Origin of the sequence: Rhodothalassium salexigens DSM 2132, from assembly GCF_004341375.1 — a bacterium.
Classification (GTDB): Bacteria; Pseudomonadota; Alphaproteobacteria; order Sphingomonadales; family Rhodothalassiaceae; genus Rhodothalassium; species Rhodothalassium salexigens.
This window is the reverse complement of record NZ_SLXO01000005.1, coordinates 95,056-113,310: the sequence shown is the minus strand read 5'-3', so window position 1 is coordinate 113,310 and position 18,255 is coordinate 95,056. Positions and strand designations below refer to the sequence as shown.

General features: G+C 69.0%; 13 protein-coding genes, 1 other RNA gene and 1 pseudogene. 5 read left to right on the top strand and 10 right to left on the bottom strand.

The features are described from left to right. Window positions 1–7: 7 nt before the first annotated feature. Window positions 8–1,348 carry a bifunctional folylpolyglutamate synthase/dihydrofolate synthase gene (locus EV659_RS08280; RefSeq protein WP_200287511.1) on the top strand — a complete coding sequence of 447 codons (1,341 nt, stop codon included), beginning with the start codon at window positions 8–10 and terminating at the stop codon, window positions 1,346–1,348. Between the two features lie 110 nt (window positions 1,349–1,458). Here EV659_RS08280 and EV659_RS08275 read toward each other — a convergent pair whose 3' ends face one another. From EV659_RS08275 to ffs, 6 genes are all read right to left on the bottom strand, one after another. Continuing rightward, a complete protein-coding gene (locus tag EV659_RS08275; RefSeq protein ID WP_132708404.1) occupies window positions 1,459–1,857 on the bottom strand; it encodes a hypothetical protein in 399 nt (132 codons plus the stop codon). Between the two features lie 72 nt (window positions 1,858–1,929). After that, window positions 1,930–2,532, bottom strand: coding sequence for a recombination mediator RecR (recR, locus tag EV659_RS08270; RefSeq protein WP_132708403.1), 603 nt, complete (start codon window positions 2,530–2,532; stop codon window positions 1,930–1,932). 167 nt (window positions 2,533–2,699) lie between these two features. Further along, the gene (locus tag EV659_RS08265; protein WP_132708402.1) at window positions 2,700–3,203 is read right to left on the bottom strand and encodes a hypothetical protein; all 504 of its coding nucleotides are present in this window, start codon (window positions 3,201–3,203) and stop codon (window positions 2,700–2,702) included. Between the two features lie 190 nt (window positions 3,204–3,393). Continuing rightward, window positions 3,394–3,720, bottom strand: a complete 327-nt coding sequence (locus tag EV659_RS08260) for a YbaB/EbfC family nucleoid-associated protein (protein WP_132708401.1) — start codon at window positions 3,718–3,720, stop codon at window positions 3,394–3,396. Continuing rightward, window positions 3,717–5,594, bottom strand: coding sequence for a DNA polymerase III subunit gamma/tau (locus tag EV659_RS08255; protein WP_132708400.1), 1,878 nt, complete (start codon window positions 5,592–5,594; stop codon window positions 3,717–3,719). Before EV659_RS08255 ends, EV659_RS08260 begins: the two co-directional genes overlap by 4 nt. A gap of 130 nt (window positions 5,595–5,724) precedes the next feature. Next, an RNA gene (gene ffs / locus EV659_RS08250) (signal recognition particle sRNA small type) lies at window positions 5,725–5,820 on the bottom strand. Between the two features lie 193 nt (window positions 5,821–6,013). Here ffs and EV659_RS08245 point away from each other — a divergent pair. From EV659_RS08245 to argJ, 3 genes are all read left to right on the top strand, one after another. Further along, window positions 6,014–7,351 (top strand): MgtC/SapB family protein, encoded by a 1,338-nt coding sequence (locus tag EV659_RS08245; protein ID WP_132708399.1) that lies wholly within the window; start codon window positions 6,014–6,016, stop codon window positions 7,349–7,351. 72 nt (window positions 7,352–7,423) lie between these two features. Further along, window positions 7,424–8,392, top strand: a complete 969-nt coding sequence (gene nudC / locus EV659_RS08240) for an NAD(+) diphosphatase (protein WP_200287901.1) — start codon at window positions 7,424–7,426, stop codon at window positions 8,390–8,392. A 1-nt stretch (window position 8,393) separates the two neighbouring features. Beyond that, on the top strand, window positions 8,394–9,632 hold the full coding sequence (gene argJ / locus EV659_RS08235) for a bifunctional glutamate N-acetyltransferase/amino-acid acetyltransferase ArgJ (protein ID WP_132708398.1): 1,239 nt from the start codon (window positions 8,394–8,396) through the stop codon (window positions 9,630–9,632). Window positions 9,633–9,638: 6 nt separating this feature from the next. On the opposite strand, the gene EV659_RS08230 is transcribed toward argJ, so the two are convergent. After that, complete coding sequence (locus EV659_RS08230) at window positions 9,639–11,846, bottom strand: hydantoinase/oxoprolinase family protein (RefSeq protein ID WP_132708397.1); 2,208 nt, start codon at window positions 11,844–11,846, stop codon at window positions 9,639–9,641. A gap of 4 nt (window positions 11,847–11,850) precedes the next feature. After that, window positions 11,851–11,991 (bottom strand): annotated as a pseudogene (locus EV659_RS15040) (SDR family oxidoreductase); the annotation flags it as partial. Between the two features lie 553 nt (window positions 11,992–12,544). Here EV659_RS15040 and EV659_RS08220 point away from each other — a divergent pair. Next, entirely contained in the window at window positions 12,545–15,895 is a 3,351-nt protein-coding gene (locus EV659_RS08220; RefSeq protein WP_132708396.1) for a TonB-dependent receptor, read from the top strand. Window positions 15,896–16,038: 143 nt separating this feature from the next. On the opposite strand, the gene EV659_RS08215 is transcribed toward EV659_RS08220, so the two are convergent. After that, the gene (locus EV659_RS08215; RefSeq protein WP_132708395.1) at window positions 16,039–16,887 is read right to left on the bottom strand and encodes an SAM-dependent methyltransferase; all 849 of its coding nucleotides are present in this window, start codon (window positions 16,885–16,887) and stop codon (window positions 16,039–16,041) included. Next, window positions 16,880–17,704 carry a glycine/sarcosine N-methyltransferase gene (locus EV659_RS08210; RefSeq protein ID WP_132708394.1) on the bottom strand — a complete coding sequence of 275 codons (825 nt, stop codon included), beginning with the start codon at window positions 17,702–17,704 and terminating at the stop codon, window positions 16,880–16,882. Before EV659_RS08210 ends, EV659_RS08215 begins: the two co-directional genes overlap by 8 nt. Between the last annotated feature and the right edge of the window lie 551 nt (window positions 17,705–18,255).

Below are 18,255 nucleotides of genomic sequence, written 5' to 3'. Positions count from 1 at the left end.
CGGGTGGGTGTCCACGGTGTCCGAACCCGATGGTGTCGAGGCGGCGCTCGCCCGGCTCAAGGATCTGCATCCCAAGGTCATCGACCTGTCCTTGGGGCGCATCCGGACACTGCTGGACAAGCTCGGCAATCCCGAGCGTCGGCTGCCGCCGGTGCTGCACGTGGCCGGCACCAACGGCAAGGGCAGCGTGGTGGCGACGACGCGCGCCATCGCCGAGGCGGCGGGCCTGCGGGTCCATGTCTATACCTCGCCGCATCTGGTGCGCTTCAACGAGCGCATCCGGCTCGCTGGATCGCTGATCGCCGACGCCCATCTGGTGGCGCTGATCGACGAGGTGGTCGCGGTCAATGGCGACGATCCGATCACCTTTTTCGAGGTCACTACGGCGGCGGCGTTCAAGGCGTTCGCCGACGTGCCGGCCGATCTGGCCATCGTCGAGGTGGGCTTGGGCGGTCGGTTCGACGCCACCAATGTGATACCCAAGCCCGCGGCGTGCGCGATCACGCCGGTGTCGCTCGACCATAAGGAATATCTGGGCGAGGACGTGGCCGGCATCGCGGCCGAGAAGGCGGGTATCCTGAAGCGTGAGGTGCCGGCGGTGATCGGTCCGCAACTGGACTGCTCGGCCGCCGCGATCCGCCGCATCGCGCGCGAGGCGCGCGCGCCCTTGCACATGATCGACCAGGACTGGACGATCTGCCGCCAGACCGACGACCGCGGCGCGGACTATCTGGTCTATCGTGACACCCTGGAGCGGTTCGACCTGCCCATGCCCGGCTTGCCCGGCGCGCACCAGATCCAGAACGCCGGCGTCGCGGTGGCGTTGCTGCGCCATCAGGATGAGGTGGTGGTGCCGGCGGCGGCCTATCGCGCCGGCTTGGAATGGGTGCGCTGGCCGGCGCGCCTGCAACGGCTGACCCAGGGTAGCTTGCGCGAGGTTCTGCCCGAGGCGGCCACGCTGTGGCTCGACGGCGGCCATAACGAGGCGGCGGGGCAGGTGTTGCGCCGGCATTTCTCGTCGCTCGACCCGGACCGCGACGCCTTCTTCCTGGTGGTCGGCATGATGAAGGGCAAGGAGCACGCCGATTTCCTTGGTGCCTTTTCGGGCCTGGCCGAACAGTGCCTGACCGTGCCGATCCCGGGCCAGGAAAACACCATGCGCGCCGGTGAATTGGCCGGGATCGCCTCGGCCGCAGGATACCCGGCGCAACCGGCCGCCTCGGTGCGCTCGGCGCTCAAGCGGCTGGGCGACGCCTGCCCGCCGGGCAAGCGCCCGGTGGTGCTGATCACCGGCTCGCTCTATCTGGCCGGCGAGGTGCTGCGCGAAAACGGCACGCCGCCCGTCTGACCCTCGGGGCCATACCCCACACCGCACCAGGGCCACACGCACCAGGGTCACGCGCATCGGCTGAGGAGCGCTGCGGGCCGCCAACCGACCGGATCGTCAACGCCGGATTGTCAGGCCGGCGCGCTGCCGTCGTCGTCCTGGTCGTCGCTGGCGGTGCGGCACGCGGCGTGGCAGGGCGCGCCGCCGCCGGGCGCGCGCTTGACCGGCTCGCCGGTCTCGGGGTCCACATAGACCAGCCCCAGGGCGGTGCAGATGGGGATCAAGCCGTCGGTGTCGGGCGGCGCCGGCGCCTGGGCGTGCACCGGCATGGCCAGGGCGGCGGTGAAAGCCAAGGCGGCGGCACAGGACGACGGCACCCGCCGCCAGCCGCGCCGCGCGCCTGACCCGTTCGGGCTGGGCGCGTCGTCGCTTACCGCTTCGTCGCCTATGGCTTCGTCGCGTACCGCCGTGTCGTCGCCCGCTGCGTCGATCGGCATTCCGGCCCAGTGGCTTTCAAACTCACGTTTCATGCCTGAACAATAGCCCGGTTTGGGGGCCGTGTCTTGTCTTGCATCACCATGCGCGGCACACCGCCGCCGGGGTCAGAGCGACTTGCGCGCCTGCAGGGCGGCGGCCAGGGTGCCGTCGTCGAGATAGTCCAACTCGCCGCCCACCGGCAGGCCGTGGGCCAGCGCGGTCACCCGGACGCCGGTGCTGGCGAGCCGCTCGGTCACATAGTGGGCGGTGGTCTGGCCGTCGACGGTGGCGTTGAGCGCCAGGATCACCTCTTCGATGGCCTCGCGGCGCACCCGGTCGACCAGCGGCGCGATCGACAGGTCGTCGGGTCCGATGCCGTCGAGCGCCGACAGCGTGCCGCCGAGCACATGATAGCGGCCGGTGAACAGGTCCGAGCGGTCGAGCGCCCACAGATCGGCCACGTCCTCGACCACGCACAGCGTGCCGGTGGCGCGGCGCGGATCGGCGCACAGGCTGCACGGGTCGACGGTGTCGGCATTGCCGCACACCGAGCAGGTGCGCACCCGGTCGCGCACCGTGGCCAGCGCCTCAGCCAGCGGCACCAGCAACGGGTCGCGCTTCTTGATCAGGTGCAGCACCGCGCGCCGGGCCGACCGGGGGCCAAGCCCCGGCAATTTGCCCAGCAACTGGATCAGGCGGTCGATATCGGGAGCGTGGCCGGTGGACATGGGCGCGGTCTAGCTGTTCAAACCCGGGCTCTAGCACAGCCGCGCGGTCGCGTCATCCGGCGTCATGACCCAGGGTCGCCACGGGCGTTCGGGCGCCGGCGAACGCCTGCGCGACGCACCGGTGGTTGGGCCGGGGGGCGGCCGCTGGAGGCTGGAAGGCGCCGGGGTCAGCCCTCGCGCACCTGGAAAATGGGCTGCCAGTCGTCATGGGCGTCATGGACCAGCAGGCGCCAGTTGGAGAACACGCGCGCGCCGTGCAGGGCCTCGGCGGCCAGGGTCGGTGTGTCGCTGATGCGCAGCCATCGCGGTGCGCCGTCATTGTCCAGGCAGCGCAGATAGTGACCGTCCTGGGCGATCGCCAGCCAGCCGGGCAGGGCGTTGTCGCGGCCCAGGATGTCGCTTTCGCCGAGCGTCACCGCCAGCCGCGTGGTGCCGAGCACCAGCAGCGGCACGTCGCCGAGGGTGTCGGCGGTCAAGGCCCGGGCCTCGACGCGGCCGTCTTCGCCCGGCGCGATCAGCACGATGTCGCCGGGCTCGTCGCCGCTGCGCGCCGCCTTGGCACCGAGCGCGATACCGTGATGGTCGCCGACCACGAAGAAGTCGCCGGTGCGCAGGGTTTCGGCGGTGCGCAGCTTGAGTTTGAGCAGATTGAGGTCGCGGTCGATGAACATCGAACAGCCTTTCGAAACGCAGAAAACACCAGTGGCGCCACGCCTAGCAAAAAAATGCTAAAAAGACGTATGCGCAGGGCATTGGGGGGGTCTGCGGCCCGTGCCCTGCGTCCCCAGCCTGTGTCCTCAGCCTGTGTCCCTGGCCGGTGGCCCGCGTCCCCGATCTGCGTTCGGTGCGACCGGGTGGCGATCAGCCGCCGAACGGCATCTTGAAGCCCGGCGGCAGGCCCATTCCGCCGGTCATTTCCTTCATCTGTTCGGCCATGTGCTGGTCGAGCTTGTCCTTGGCGTCGCCATGGGCGGCCACGATCAGGTCTTCGACCACCTCGGCCTCTTCGCCGCTCAGCAGCGACGGGTCGATCGACACCCGCAGCAGCTTGTGCTTGCCGTTCATCGTCACCGAAACCATGCCGCCGCCGGCGCTGCCGGTGATCTCGGCCTCCTCAAGCGACGCCTGCATGTCGGCCAGCTTCGACTGCATCTGCTGGGCCTGTTCCATCATCTTCTTGATATTCATTGCGGATTCTCCTCGGTGTCGGTGTCGTCCGGGCCCTGGCTCTGGGGGCCGGCATCGTCTGGGGCGCCGAGCGTCTCGGCGTGGCGGTGGGTGACCTTCAACAGCCGCGCGCCGGGAAAGATCTCGCGCACGGTTTGTATCTTGGGATGGGCCTCGGCGGCGGCAAGCTCCGAGCGGCGCTGCCGGGCTTCCTGCTCGGCCAGGGTCTCGCCGCCGCCGCTGGTCTGGACGTCCACCGTCCAGGGCTCGCCGGTCCAGTCGCCCAGGCAGGCCTTGAGCCGCTTGGCGAAGGTCGGGTCGATCCGGTCGACAAGCGCCACCACCAGATGGCCGGGCGTGTAGGACACCAGCCGCGCCCGATGGCGCAGGGTGCCGGACAGCCGGCCCTCGCGCCGGTCCTCCACCAGCCGCACCAGGGCGGGGAAGTCGGCCGGTATGGCCGCGTGGGTCGGCGCCGGGGCGCTCTCGGGCGGCGCGGTGACGGGATTTGGGGCCGGGCTCGACGCGGTTTGCGCGCGCGCCTCGGCCAGCGACACCACCGACGCCTGCGCCCGGCCGGGCGGCGGCGCGCCGGCTTGACCATGAGGGGCGCCGGCGGTGGTGTGCGCGGTGGCGCCCGCAGCGCCCGCCGGCCCGCCGCCCGCCGGGGCGCCGCCGCTGGGACCGCCGCTGGGGCCGCCGTCGCCGCCCTGCGCCCGGGCCACCAGGTCGGCGGGGCTGGGCAGGTCGGCGGCGTAGCACAGGCGGATCAGCACCATCTCGGCGGCGGCCAGGGGGGCGGGGGCGTCGCGCACCTCGCCCAGGCCCTTGAGCAGCATCTGCCAGGCCCGGGTCAGGTGCGCCATGGCCAGCGCGCCGGCCATGTCCGCGCCGTCGCGCCGTTCGGCTTCCGAGACCAGCAGGTCGGCGCCGGCGTCGGGCGTCACCTTGAGCCGGGTCAGCCAGTGCACGGTTTCCAGCAGGTCGCCCAGGACCACCGCGGGGTCGGCGCCGGCTTCGTGCAGGCCGCCGAGGATCGCCAGCGCCTCGGCCGCGTCGCCCTTGAACAGGGCGCGCGCCAGGTCGAGCACCCGGGCACGGTCGGCGAGGCCCAGAATGTCGCGGGTCAACGCCTCGGTGACCGCGCCGCCGGTGTGCGCGATCGCCTGGTCGAGCAGGGACAGGCTGTCGCGCACCGAGCCTTCGGCGGCGCGCGCGATCATCGCCAGCGCCGGCGCCTCGGCCTCGACGCCCTCGGCCTGGGCGATGCGGGCCAGATGGTCGACCAGCGTCTGGGTCTCCACCCGGCGCAGGTCGAACCGCTGGCAGCGCGACAGGATGGTCACCGGCACCTTGCGGATCTCGGTGGTGGCGAAGATGAACTTCACATGCTCGGGCGGCTCTTCAAGCGTCTTCAACAGGGCGTTGAAGGCGTTCTTCGACAGCATGTGCACTTCGTCGATGATGTAGATCTTGAAGCGCGCTTCGGCGGCGCGATAGCTGACCCCGTCGATGATCTCGCGGATGTCGTCGACGCCGGTGCGGCTGGCGGCGTCCATCTCCATCACGTCCACATGGCGCGACGCGGCGATGTCCTGGCACGGCCGGCAGACGCCGCACGGCGTGGTGGTCGGCCCGCCCTGGCCGTCCGCACCTTCGCAGTTGAGCCCCTTGGCGATGATCCGCGCGGTGGTGGTCTTGCCGACGCCGCGCACCCCGGTCAGCACGAAGGCGTGCGCCAGCCGGCCGGTGCGAATCGCGTTCTCCAGCGTGCGCACCATCGCCTCCTGGCCGATCAGTTCGGCGAAGGTCTGCGGGCGGTATTTGCGCGCCAGAACGCGATACGGCTCCTGGCCGTCGGTCTCCGGGCGATGGGGCTCGTTGGGTTGGTCCACCGGGTGATCCGCTGGGTTGCTGCTGGCGATGCTCCAGACCTAGCGCTTAGGCCACCCTCAAGGCAACGCCCGAGCGCGGCCAGCGCTGGATCGCCACGGCATCTGACGGGAGAAGGGGGGGAGGCCAATGATAGAGAGACCGGAGCGACCCAGACCGAAACTCGTTACGGCTGCTTCCTTCCGGACCTGACCGGGTTGGCGAGGGGCCTGTCCACTCCGGCCTCCCACCACCTATATGCGAAAACCGCGCGCCCGACGCAAGGGGGGACATGACCGGATCGTCAGCGCGCGCCATTGTCGACCAGGCGGCTATGTGACAATTTGGTTACATCGCTGCTGTGCCTGGGGTTCGGCCTTGGTCGGCCGTGGCCGGGCAGCGCCCCCTTGGTGGCCGCGCGGCGGCCCGGCCGGAGACTGCCATGACCCCCTTGCCGACCCGGCTCGACCCGGTTCTGGCGCTGGCCATCGCCACCGCGCTGGGGCTTCTGATCGGGCTCGAACGCGGCTGGCACGAGCGCACCGACCCCGAGGGCCAGCGCGTCGCGGGCGTGCGCAGCTTCACCCTCATCGGCCTGCTCGGCGGCGTCACCGGTTTGCTGACCGCGCCCGGTAGCTTGCCGGTGCTGCCCGCGGTGGGGCTGGTGGCGGTGGCGGCGGCCCTGGTGGGCGGGCAGATGGCGCGCGCCACCTGTGCCCATGATCTGGGCGTGACCAGCTTGTTGGCCGGCCTGTTGACCTTCACCCTCGGCGCAGCGGCGGCCTTGGGCTACGCTACCGAAGCGGCCATGGCCGCCGTGGCCGCGGCGCTGCTGCTCGGCTACAAATCGGTGCTGCACCGCTGGGTGGCGGCGATCTCGGCGGACGAACTGCATGCCGGGCTCAAGCTGGTGGCGATCAGCGTGATCGCCCTGCCGGTGCTACCCGACCAGGGCTTCGGGCCGTGGGATGCGCTCAACCCGTTTCGGATCTGGTGGATGGTGGTGCTGATCGCCGGCATCTCGTTTTGCGGCTATGCGGCGATGAAGATCGCCGGCACCGAGCGCGGTGCCTTGCTCACCGGGCTGTTCGCCGGCCTGGCGTCCTCGACCGCGCTGACGCTGCATTTCGCGCGTCTGGCGCGGCGTTCGGACAGGGCCGGGCGGTCGGCGCTGGCCGGCGGTGTGCTGTTGGCGTGCGGGACCATGTTTCCGCGCATGATCGCGGTCTCCGCCATCGTCTATGCGCCGCTGGCCGGTGCCTTGCTGGTGCCGATGCTGGCCATGGCCGGGGTGGCCTATACGGCGGCGGCCGGGCTGTGGCTGGTCAATCGGCGGCACAAGGCGCCGGCGCCCGCGCCGCTTGCCAACCCGCTCGCACTCGGCGAAGCGCTCGGCTTCGGCGCCTTGTTGGCGCTGGTGATGCTGGCGGCGGCGGGGCTCAAGGCGGTCTATGGCGGTCAGGGCTTGGTGGCGCTGGCCGCGGTGTCGGGGGTGGCCGATGTGGACGCGATCACCCTGGCGCTCGCCCAGATGGGCCGCGAGGGTGGGCCGGTGGCCTGGCTCGGCTTCGCGGTGGTGGTGGCGGCGGCGGTCAACAGTCTGGTGAAGGCGGCGCTGGTGCTGGCGCTCGGCGGTCGCGGCATGGCGCTGCCGGCCGGGCTGCCGCTGGTCGTCGCCGCCCTGGTCGGCCTGGGCGTCGCCTGGGGGGTGGGATTGCCGCAGGACCTGGTCCCCGACTGGCTGATGCCTGACTGGGCGGCGGATATCGACGACGACTGAGGCGGTGCGCGGGGCCTTGGCGCCATCGGCGGCCGGGGCTATGGTCGGCGGCTTGAGTTGGAAAGAGTGCCCATGTCGCCGTCGATGCCGCCGCCCGCGCCCGCCATCACCTGTACCTTCGCCGGTCTGGCGCTCGACCGGGCCGACGCGTTGCGCGCCGACCCGGCCTGGGTTGCCGCCCGTCTGGCCGACCCGGCGAGCCGGTTTCTCACCTATGCCGAGATGAAGCCGGCGATGCGCGTCGACGGCGCCGACCGGGTGCCGCGCCCCGACTGGCAGGCGCGCGCGGCGATCGCTGGTGCGCTCGACGCCGGTTGCACCACCGTGTTCCTGGGCCTCGACGACCGCGGCCGGGCGCATTTCGCGCTCGACCTGGACAGCGCCCGGGCGCCGGTGGCCGCCGACCCCGAGGCGGTCAAGCGCCTCGACGTGCGCTCGGCGGCGGAGCAGTTGTCGACGCTGGCCCTGGGCCATGGCGACGCGGCGGCGGTCGGGCTCGGCCGCACGCTGCTCGACTGGCACGCCCGGCACCGGTTTTGCGCGCGCTGCGGCGGCGCCACGATGCTCGACAAGGGCGGCTATGCCCGGCTGTGCACCGACGCCGACTGCGCCGCCCAGCATTTCCCGCGCGTCGACCCGGTGGTGATCATGCTGCCGGTGGCCGGCCGGCGCTGCATCCTGGGCCGCCAGCCGCGCTACCCCGAGGGGATGTATTCCGCGCTCGCCGGCTTCGTCGAGGCCGGCGAATCGCTCGAAGAGGCGGTCGCGCGTGAGACCCGCGAAGAGGCCGGCATCGCCACCGGTGCGGTGCGCTATGTGGCGTCGCAGCCCTGGCCGTTCCCGTCCAACCTGATGATCGGCTGTCTGGTCGAGGCGCGCTCCGAGGCGCTGACGCCGGACACCGCCGAGTTGGAGGACGTGGCCTGGTTCTCGGCCGACGCGGTGGCCGCTGCGCTCGCCGGTCGCGGCGACGGCTTCTTTCTCCCGCCGCCCATGGCGATCGCCCATCAGTTGATCAATGCTTGGTTGGAGACCCTGTAACATGGCCCAAGACCTGCCCGTTTCGCCGCTGGCACCCGCCGGCTTTCCCGACCTGCCCGCCGTCGCCGGTGTGCGCACGGCGACGCTGGCGGCCGGGCTTCGATACCAGGGCCGCCCCGACCTGTTCCTGGCGGTCTGCGACGAGGCGACCACGGCGGCGGGCGTCTTCACCACGTCCAAGACCGCCTCGGCGCCGGTCGACTGGTGCCGGCAGGTGGCCCCCCACGGTGCCGGTCGGGCGCTGCTGGTCAACGCCGGCAACGCCAACGCCTTCACCGGCCGGGCCGGGCGCGACGCGGTGGCCGGCGAAGTGGCTGCGGTGACCGGCGCGCTGGGCTGTGCCGAGACCGGCGTGTGGCTCGCCTCCACCGGGGTCATCGGCGAGCCCATGGACGCCGGCGGCTTTCCGGGCCATCTGGCCGCCCTGGTCGAGCGGCTCGGCCCGCCCGACTGGCGCGCCGCCGCCGATGCCATCCGCACCACCGACACCTTCGCCAAGGGCGCCGGCGGCAACGCCCAAATCGACGGCACCCCCGTGGCGCTCGCCGGGGTCGCCAAGGGCTCGGGCATGATCGCGCCGCACATGGCCACCATGCTGGCCTTTCTGTTCACCGACGCGGCGATCGCGGCGCCGGTGCTGCGCCAGTTGGTGGCCGACGCCGCCGACCACGGCTTCAACCGCATCACCGTGGACGGCGACACCTCCACCTCCGACAGCGTGGTCGTGTTCGCCACCGGGCGCGCCGGCAACCGGGTCATCGACGACCCGGCCGACCCCGCGCTCGACGATTTCCGGGCCTTGCTCCAGCGCACCTGTCTCGACCTGGCGCAGCAGATCGTGCGCGACGGCGAAGGTGCCAGCCGTTTCGTCGAGGTGCGGGTGAGCGGTGCCGAGACCCCGGCGGCTGCCCGGCGCATCGCCTTCGCCATCGCCAATTCGCCGATCGTCAAGGCGGCGGTGGCCGGCGGCGACCCCAATTGGGGCCGGGTGGTCATGGCGGTGGGCAAGTCGGGCGAGGCGGCTGATCGCGACCGGCTGGCGATCCGCTTCGGCGACCTGCCGGTGGCCGAGGCCGGCGCCCGCCACCCCGCCTATGACGAGGCGGCGTGCGCGGCCTATTTCAAGGGCGCCGAGATCGTCATCGCGGTCGATGTGGGGGTCGGCACCGGCACCGACACGGTGTGGACCTGCGACCTGACCCACGGCTACATCGCCATCAATGCCGACTATCGCTCCTAAGCGCCCCTAGGCCGGCTGGCCGGCTGCGGCGCGGGTCAGCACCAAAGCCCCGCGCGCGTCGACCGCCAGCGAAAAGTCCGCCGGCACCACGGTGGTGGTCTGCGCCTCGGCCACCAGGGCCGGCCCCGCAAGCACGGTGCCGGGGGCGATCTGGGCGCGGTCGATCACCGGCACCTCGGTCCAGGCTTGGCGCGCCGGGTCGAACAGCGGCTGGCGGGCCAGCGGGGCGGGCGGTGCCGGCGCGGTGTCGGGCAGCGGCGGCGGCGCCGGCGGCAGCGTCGCGGGCGCGCTCAGGCTCAGCGTCCAACTGAGGATCTCGATATCCTGGCCCGGGATGGTGCGGCCGTAGAGCGCTGCATAGGCGGCGTCGAAGGCCCGGGCCAGGGTGTCGGCCAAAGTCTCGGGCCGGGCTGGGGCGTCGCCGGTATCGAGCAACGGATCGGGCAGGGCGACGGCGATCTCGTGGCCCTGGCCCCGGTAGCGCATATGGGCGTGGGCCCGGGCCTCAAGGGGCCTGTCGGGGGCGGCCTGGCGCACCACCGTGCGGGCTTCGGCGTCCATGGCGGCGAGCGTTGCCCGCGCGGCCGCGGCGTCGAACCCGTCCAGGGTCATGAAGCGCGAGCGCACCACCTGGTAGGACACCGGCGCCAACAGAAAGCCGATCGCCGAGCCGACGCCCGCGCCCTTGGGCACCACCACCCGGTCGCAGCCCAGTTTCTGGGCCAGCCGCGCGGCGTGCAAAGGCGCCGCGCCGCCGAACGCCACCAGGGTGCGCCCGGCCATGTGGCGACCCCAGTCGAGCCCGTGGGCGCGCGCCGCCGCACTCATGGTCTCGTCGACCATTTCCGAGACCGCGTGGGCGGCCTCGCGCGCGGCGGCGGGGCTGTCGCTGTCGGGCGGCGGGGCGCTGGCGTCGGCCCGCTGGCCCAGCGGTCGGGCCACATGAGCTGCCAGGGCCGAGGTGCTGGCGCCCGGGTCGAGGCTGAGCGCGCCGCCGGCGAAGCCCGCCGCGGGAATGCGGCCCAGGCACAGATCGGCGTCGGTCACCGTGGGCCGGTCGCCGCCGCGTGCATAGCAGGCCGGGCCGGGGTCCGAGCCGGCGCTTTCCGGGCCCACCTGGACCCGGCCGAGGGCGTCGACCCGGGCGATGGAGCCGCCGCCGGCGCCGATCTCGACCATCTCGATCACCGGGATGCGCACCGGCAGGCCGCTGCCCTTCTTGAACCGATAGACCCGGTCGACCTCGAACTGGCGGGCGGACAGGGGCTCGGCGTCGTCGATCAGGCACAGCTTGGCGGTGGTGCCGCCCATGTCGAAGCTGAGCACCCTTGGGGCGTCGCTGTCGCGTGCCACTTGGGCGGCCAGGATCGCGCCGCCGGCGGGCCCCGATTCGACCAGTCGGATGGGGAAGCGCGCGGCGGTCTCCACCGTGGTCAGGCCACCGCCCGAGGTCATCAGCAGGAACGGGCACGCCAGGCCCCGGTCGCCGAGGGCTGCGGCCAGCCGGGTCAGATAACGCGCCATCACCGGGCGCACATAGGCGTTGGCGACGGCGGTGGACAGGCGCTCATATTCGCGGATCTCGGGGCACACCTCGCCGGCGCGGGTGATCCACAGATCGGGCAGCTCGGCGGCCAGGATCTCGGCCGCGCGGGCTTCGTGGGCGCCATTGGCATAGCCGTGCAGGAAGCCGATGGCGACGCTTTCGACACCCTGGTCGCGGAGGGTGCCCAGATGGGCGCGCAGGCTCGCCTCGTCCAGCGGCACGCGCACCCGGCCGGCGCTGTCCAGGCGCTCGACCACCGGCAGCCGCAGGTGGCGCGGCACCAGCGGCACCGGGCGCTCGATCGCCAGGTCGTACTGCTCGAACCGGTCCTCGTGGCCCATGGCCAGCGCGTCGCGGTGGCCCGCCGTGGTCAGCAAGGCGGTGCGCGCGCCGCGCCGCTCGATCAGCGCGTTGGTGGCCAGCGTGGTGCCGTGAATGATCAGCGCCACCTCGGCGGGCGCGCGGCCGGCCTCGGCCAGCACCGTCGCGATGCCGTCGAGCACGCCTTGCGCGGGGTCGGCGTGGGTGGTCAGCACCTTGGTGGTGGTGTGCCGGTCGCCATGGGCCAGCGCCACGTCGGTGAAGGTGCCGCCGATGTCGACGGCAAGCCGGAGGCGCCGGTCGCCGCTGTCTCCCGCCGAAGCCGTCGGGTCGGTTGCGCCGGGCATGGCGTCAGGCCCCGTCGGCCACGGCGACGGTGTAGTTGAGCGCCGAGCGCCCGCCGTCGACGGTCAGCGTGGTGCCGGTGATGTAACTCGCCCGGTCGCTGGCCAGGAACAGCACCGCCTGGGCGACCTCGCTCGGCCGGCCGATGCCGCGTGCGGCGCCGGTGACCAGGGCGACCTTGCCGGAAAAATCCATGTCTTGGTCCTCGCTTCCATCGGATGTGGCTGGCGGCGTCGGTAAGAGGGGCGGTGTAAGCGGAGTCGCGACCGCTCTATGGGCACCATAGGCGGGCGTTGGAACGGCTGCAAAGCCCCCCGTTCGGGCGCGGTGCGGGGCTGCCACAGCCGTCTGCGCTGGGGCGGCGAAACTGTGGCAAAAAAGCATCAAGCGCGAGGAAAACAGCGTTCGGAGACCATAGCGGCGGTCCTGTCGGCAGCCGGTCGGTCTTGGAGGACGGCAGGAAAATTACCCGGAATTTGGCAGTTTCGCGAGGTTGCGAAGAGGTTGGCTTACGGCGCGCAACGAATAGGTAGTCAGCGTCACAAATCTGTCATTAGAGAATCTACAAAGACGCATTCAAGGTTCACGTATCTGTCATCTTACCCGCCTATCGCAAGCGGCGGTCGCGCCGGGTCGGGACGTCTCGGCGGGTGACGACAATGAATAATCGTCGACGGGTTCATTTCAGGAGGAAACCGCAATGCTTCGTTCCGCCCTCAAGTTGTCGCTGTTGACGACGGCGGCGGCGCTGATGGTCACGCCCGTGGCCGAGGCGCAGCAGATCGCGTCGACCGTGCGCGGCACGGTGACGACCGATGATGGTGCCGCGATCGCCGGCGCCACCGTGACCATCCGTGACACTCGCACCGGCCGCACCACGGTGCGCGCCACCGACAAGGACGGGGCGTTCCTGGCGCCCAGCCTGCAAGTAGGGGGGCCTTACACCGTGACCGTCGAAAGCAGCGGCTATCAGTCGCGGCGGATCGAGGGGGTGCAGGTGTCTCTCGGCTCGACCACCGACCTGTCGGTGCAGCTCGATGTGGCCGGCCAGGCGATCGAAGAGATGGTGGTGACCGCGTCGTCGATCCAGACGGTGACGCAACTGGCGGTCGGCCCGAGCTCGCTGTTCACCGAGACCCAGATCGAGGCGCTGCCGTCGATCGGCCGCGACTTCCGCGATATCCTGCGGCTCGACCCGCGGGTGACCGTCAACCCCGGCGGCGACAATGCGATCTCCTGCGGCGGTAACAACAACCGCTTCAATACCTATACCATCGATGGCGTGAATGTGACCGACGGCTTCGGCCTCAACGCGTCGGGCCTGCCGTCGCGCAACACCACGCCGGTGCCGCTCGACGCCACCCGCGAGGTGTCGGTCGAATTCGCGCCGTTCGACGTGGGTTACGGCCAGTTCACCGGCTGTAACATCAACCTGGTGACCAAGTCGGGGACCAACGAATTCCACGGCTCGGCGTTCGGGGTTTACAACAATGAGGGCCTGACCGGCTCCAGTATCGATGGCGAAACCGTCAACCAACAGCCGTTCGACGATTGGAACTGGGGCGCCGAACTGGGCGGTCCGATCATCAAGGACAAGCTGTTCTTTTACGTCGCCTATGAAGAGACAGACGACGCCGACATCCAGATCGAAGGCCCGGCCGGCGCCAGCGGCTTCGCCAACTCGTCGAGCGTGACCCTGTCGCAGGTGGAAGAGATCCAGGAAATCCTGGAGACCACCTATGGTCAGAACACCGGCGGTATCCAGCGCACCCTGCCCGAGAGCACGCGGCGCATCTTCAGCCGGGTCGACTGGTTCATCAACGACAAACACCGGGCGGAATTCAGTTACACCCGGGTGCGCGAAGAAAACACCGAACCCGACGATTTCGGCTTCGAAGACTTCGCCTTCTCGAACAATTTCGAGGTCGAAGGCAGCAAGGTGGACATCTTCTCCGGTCGCCTGTTCTCGCAGTGGACCGACAATCTGACCACCGAAATCCGCTATTCGCGCAATGACAATGACGACATCCAGGGCCCGTTGGGCGGCGGCGAACGCACCGGCAGCGGCGACTTCGTCAACCGCTTCCTGATCAATACCGGCAATGGCACGGTGATCAGCGGTCCGGGCTTCTCGCGCTCGACCAATCAGCTCAACACCACCCGCGACCAGGTCCGGATCAAGGCCGACTACACGCTGGCCAACCACCACTTCACGGCGGGCTATGAACTCGACCGGTTCGACGTGTTCAATGCCTTCCTGCAGAACAGTGTCGGCACGCTGGAGTTCAACTCCATCGACGATCTGCGCAACGGCATCCTCAATACCGGTTCGCGCACCGACACCGGCGCCGCCGACAGCTTCTCGGGCGACATCACCGACGCGGCGGCCGACTTCGCGCGGTCTTTGCACTCGATCTACTTGCAAGACGAGTGGCAGGCGACGCCGGACCTGAGCGTCACCCTGGGCCTGCGCTATGATTTCTACACCTCCGGCGACAGCCCGACGCGGAACCCGCGCTTTGTCGAGCGCTATGGCTTCGACAACACCCAAGCCTATGACGGGCTCGACATCTTGATGCCGCGTTTGGGCATCACCTACGACGCGCCGTGGGATTTCGCGGGCCAGACCACCTTCCGCGCCGGCGCCGGCGTGTTCTCGGGCGGCGACCCCACCGTTTGGTTCTCCAACGCGTTCACCAACTTCGGCGCCAGCAACGGCCGCGGCCGGATCGTCGACCCCGCCTGTACCGCCGCCGACGCCGTGGTGCTGGACGCCAACGGCAACTTCACCGGCTTCCCGAGTTGCATCTTCCAGTCGGCCCAACAGCAGGCCCTGGGCAATAACGGCCCGGTGGACGCGGTCGATCCGAACTTCAAGCTGCCCTCGGTGGTGCGCGGCAATTTCGGCTTCACTCACTTCACCGACTTCGGTGGTGCCGCCAGCGGGGTGTTCGACGACTGGACGATCAATTTCGACGTCATGCACACCCGGCGCCGCAACGCGCCCGACGTGATCGACCTGACGCTGACCCCGGTGGGCTTCGCGCCCGACGGGCGGCCGATCTTCAACCGCATCGACGCGCTGCTGCCGGGCTGTAACGCCACCTTCGTCGGCCCGCGCGACGGCTATTCCGGCCCGCGCGACCAACTGGCCGAGGGCGGGGCGTGCGACGACCCGACCACCGACCAGGACACCCTGCTGACCAATGTGCGCGGGTCCAATGGCGGCGACACCTCGGTGACCATCCGCTTCGACCGTGGCTTCGACTACACCATGTTCGACAAGCCCGGCGGCTTCAATGTGGGCTTCGGCTACACCTATGTGTCGGCTAAGGACGTCAACCCGACCACCAGTTCGACCGCCGGGTCAAACGTGGAGGAAGTGGCGTTGAGCGTGGTCAACAATGCCCCGCTGGCCAACTCGTCGTTCCTGATCCGCCACAATCTGGTGGTCAACGCCACCTGGCGTCAGGACTTCTTCCGCGACCTGACCACTTCTGTGGGGCTGGTCTATCGCGCCACCGAAGGCAATCCGTTCAGCTACACCTTCAACGATCGGACCACCGAGAACCTGTTTGGCGACACCGACAACGAAGCGCGCCAACTGCTGTTCGTGCCCACCGGCCCGAACGACCCGCGCTTCGACTTCTCGCAGTTCACGCAGGGCGAGGTGAACGCCTTCTTCGCCGCGCTCGAAGCCCAGGGGCTGAACCGCTATGCCGGCCAGATCTCGCCGCGCAACGCCTTCTTCGACCCCTGGCAACACGATCTGGACCTGCGCTTCCAGCAGGACTTGCCGACCTTCTTCGAGGGCCACCGGTTCCAGTTCTTCGTCGACATCGAGAATGTGCTGAACCTGATCAACGACAGTTGGAATCTGCGCGAGCGGTATGACCGTGGCGACGTGGGCGAGGCGGTGCCGTTGATCGGCGCGACCCTGAGCGACGATGGCGGGACCTATATCGTCAACGAGTTGGACACGCCGGTGCTTCAGCGCACGTTCAATGCGTCGCTGTGGTCGGTGCAGTTCGGGCTGCGCTACGAGTTCTAAGGTCCGCTTTCGCAGGCTGACCAACACGGCGCGGGGCGGTCTTCGGACCGCCCCGTTTTTTGTGGTGCCGGCGCGGGGGCACAAAAAAAGGCCCGGCGCGCCGTTCGTGCGCGCCGGGCCGCTGGCTCGATGGGGTGGCCGGTTTAGGCGGCCGGCTTGCGGAAATGCAGGATACCCCAGGCGAGTTGGCCTTCCTGCTCCTTGGTCACCCAATGGGTCAGGCCCTCGATCATCCGGTCCATATAGGTCGGGTCGATGACGTTCTTGAGTTCGTCATACCGCGCCTTGAGGTGCTCGCGGACCTGATAGTAGTGGCGCCCCAAATGCGGGGTCAGGTTGTCGACCTTGACCTCCTCGAAGCCCAGTTCCTTGCAGACCTGCCGGTAGAAACCGATCGAGCCCAGATTTTCCAGGTGGATGCGGTCATAGACCGGTTGCAGGGCGGCGCGATCGGCGTCGTCGGCTTCCATCGGATCGGTAAAGATCAACTGGCCACCGGGCTTCAGGATCCGCCAGCATTCGGCCATCACCTGGTCGCGCCGGTCGGAGTGCAGGAACGCATCCTGGCTCCACACCACGTCGAAGCTGGCGTCGTCGGCCGGCACGTGCTCGAAGCTGCCATGGCGGACGATCACCTTGTCGTCGAGGCCCTGCTCCTTGTTCAGGCGCTGGTTGTAGGCGTTTTGCGTGCGCGAGATGTTGATGCACTCGACCGTACAGCCGAAGCGCTTGGCCAAGTGCCGCGCGCCGCCGCCATAGCCGGCACCGAGGTCGGCGACACGATCGTCCGCCGACAGGCCGCCAAGGCTTTTCAGCATTCGCTCCATGGTCTTGACCGAGGCACCCTTGATGTCGGTTTCGCCCGGCTCATAAAGACCGATATGGATGTCCTCACCGCCCCAGACTGCGGAATAGAAGCGGTCGGCGTCGTCGCTGTCATAATAGGTTTGGGCAGCCTGACTGCCTTTGGAATCAACCGCCGCTTCAGTCATCAGCCACATACTCCTTTTTCGCCACATGAATGAAGAAGTCCGGATCTTCAGTCTTGTGGGTTTCTTGGAAGTCGCTGTATGTGGTGATGGTCTGGAAGCCGTGCGTCTTGAGTAGGTCAGCCACATACTGACGACGCAACGGGAACATGTTCAAGTGGTAAGACGATCCATCGGGGAAGTCGTACTTGAACCGAGCCAGATTGTCTTCAAGCAGGTCGGGCGCTGCCGAGACCTGTTCGCCGCAATAGTAAAATTTGTGGCTGGACGAATACTCGCGGTCATCCAGCATCTGGTCGTAATTGCGCTGGTCGATGATCAGGATGCCGTCATGCTTCAGCGCGGCATAGAACTCGGCCAGGGCGCGATGCCGGTCGACTTCTCTGAACAGGTGGGTGAACGAGTTGCCCAGGCAGATGATCGCGTCGTACTTGCCCTGGATGTCCTTGTTCAACCAGCGCCAGTCGGCTTGGACGGTTTTGAGGATGTGGCCGCGGGCCTTGCCGTTCTCGAACGCCTTGGCGAGCATTTCGGCATTGCCGTCGCAACTGGTCACATCGAAACCCGCCTCGACCAGGCGCACGGTATGAAAGCCGGTGCCGGTGGCGACATCGAGAACGGTTTCTTTCCCCTGTTCCTTCAGAAGATCGATGAAAAACTGACCTTCCGTCTTGGAACGCGAATCCCAATCAATCAGCTCATCCCACTTTTCCACGAAGCTGCTGACGTACTGCTTCTGGTAGAAGTTGGATTCTTTCGCCGCAGACGGTTTCGGCTGTTCGGTGGTCGCACCTGCGACCGGCGAGCCGTCATTCGCCATACTAGGTTCTCCTATTCAATATGTCGTCAGTAGAACGAGCGAGGCGCCGCCGGAACAAGTGTTTCGGTCAAGTAATCGTTTCAGGCGCACAGAGAGAGCGTAAGGGGAGAGTGAAAGACGCTCACACGCTCGTTACAAAAATGCGACATGCGTGAATGCCCGATCCCTAGCCGGACAGCGGCGAGTGTACAGAGTTTGTTAGGGAAATCAACCGGCTCGGTCATATCAGCGTTTGGGCATTGGGCTAAGCGCTTCAGATACAGCGCCTCTTCACGCCGGTAAACCGCGCGCTCATGTCTCATCGATACGCGATCATTCGGTGGCGACTCGCGCATTGCGAACAAATGGTGTCATGGCGGGCAAAAGCATTAATCTTCAAGCAATAGCGGTGCTGATGATCGCCGACGTGCAGCGCGGCGTTCGCTCCGGGGCGCGCTGCCGGCGCCGAGCGGCCATGGGCGCGCGGTGACCCGGCTGCGACGGCTTGGCCGGGCGGTGCTGTTTTGCTTGATCGGCAAGGGTCGGGCGCGCAACACAGTCGGCCGGACCGT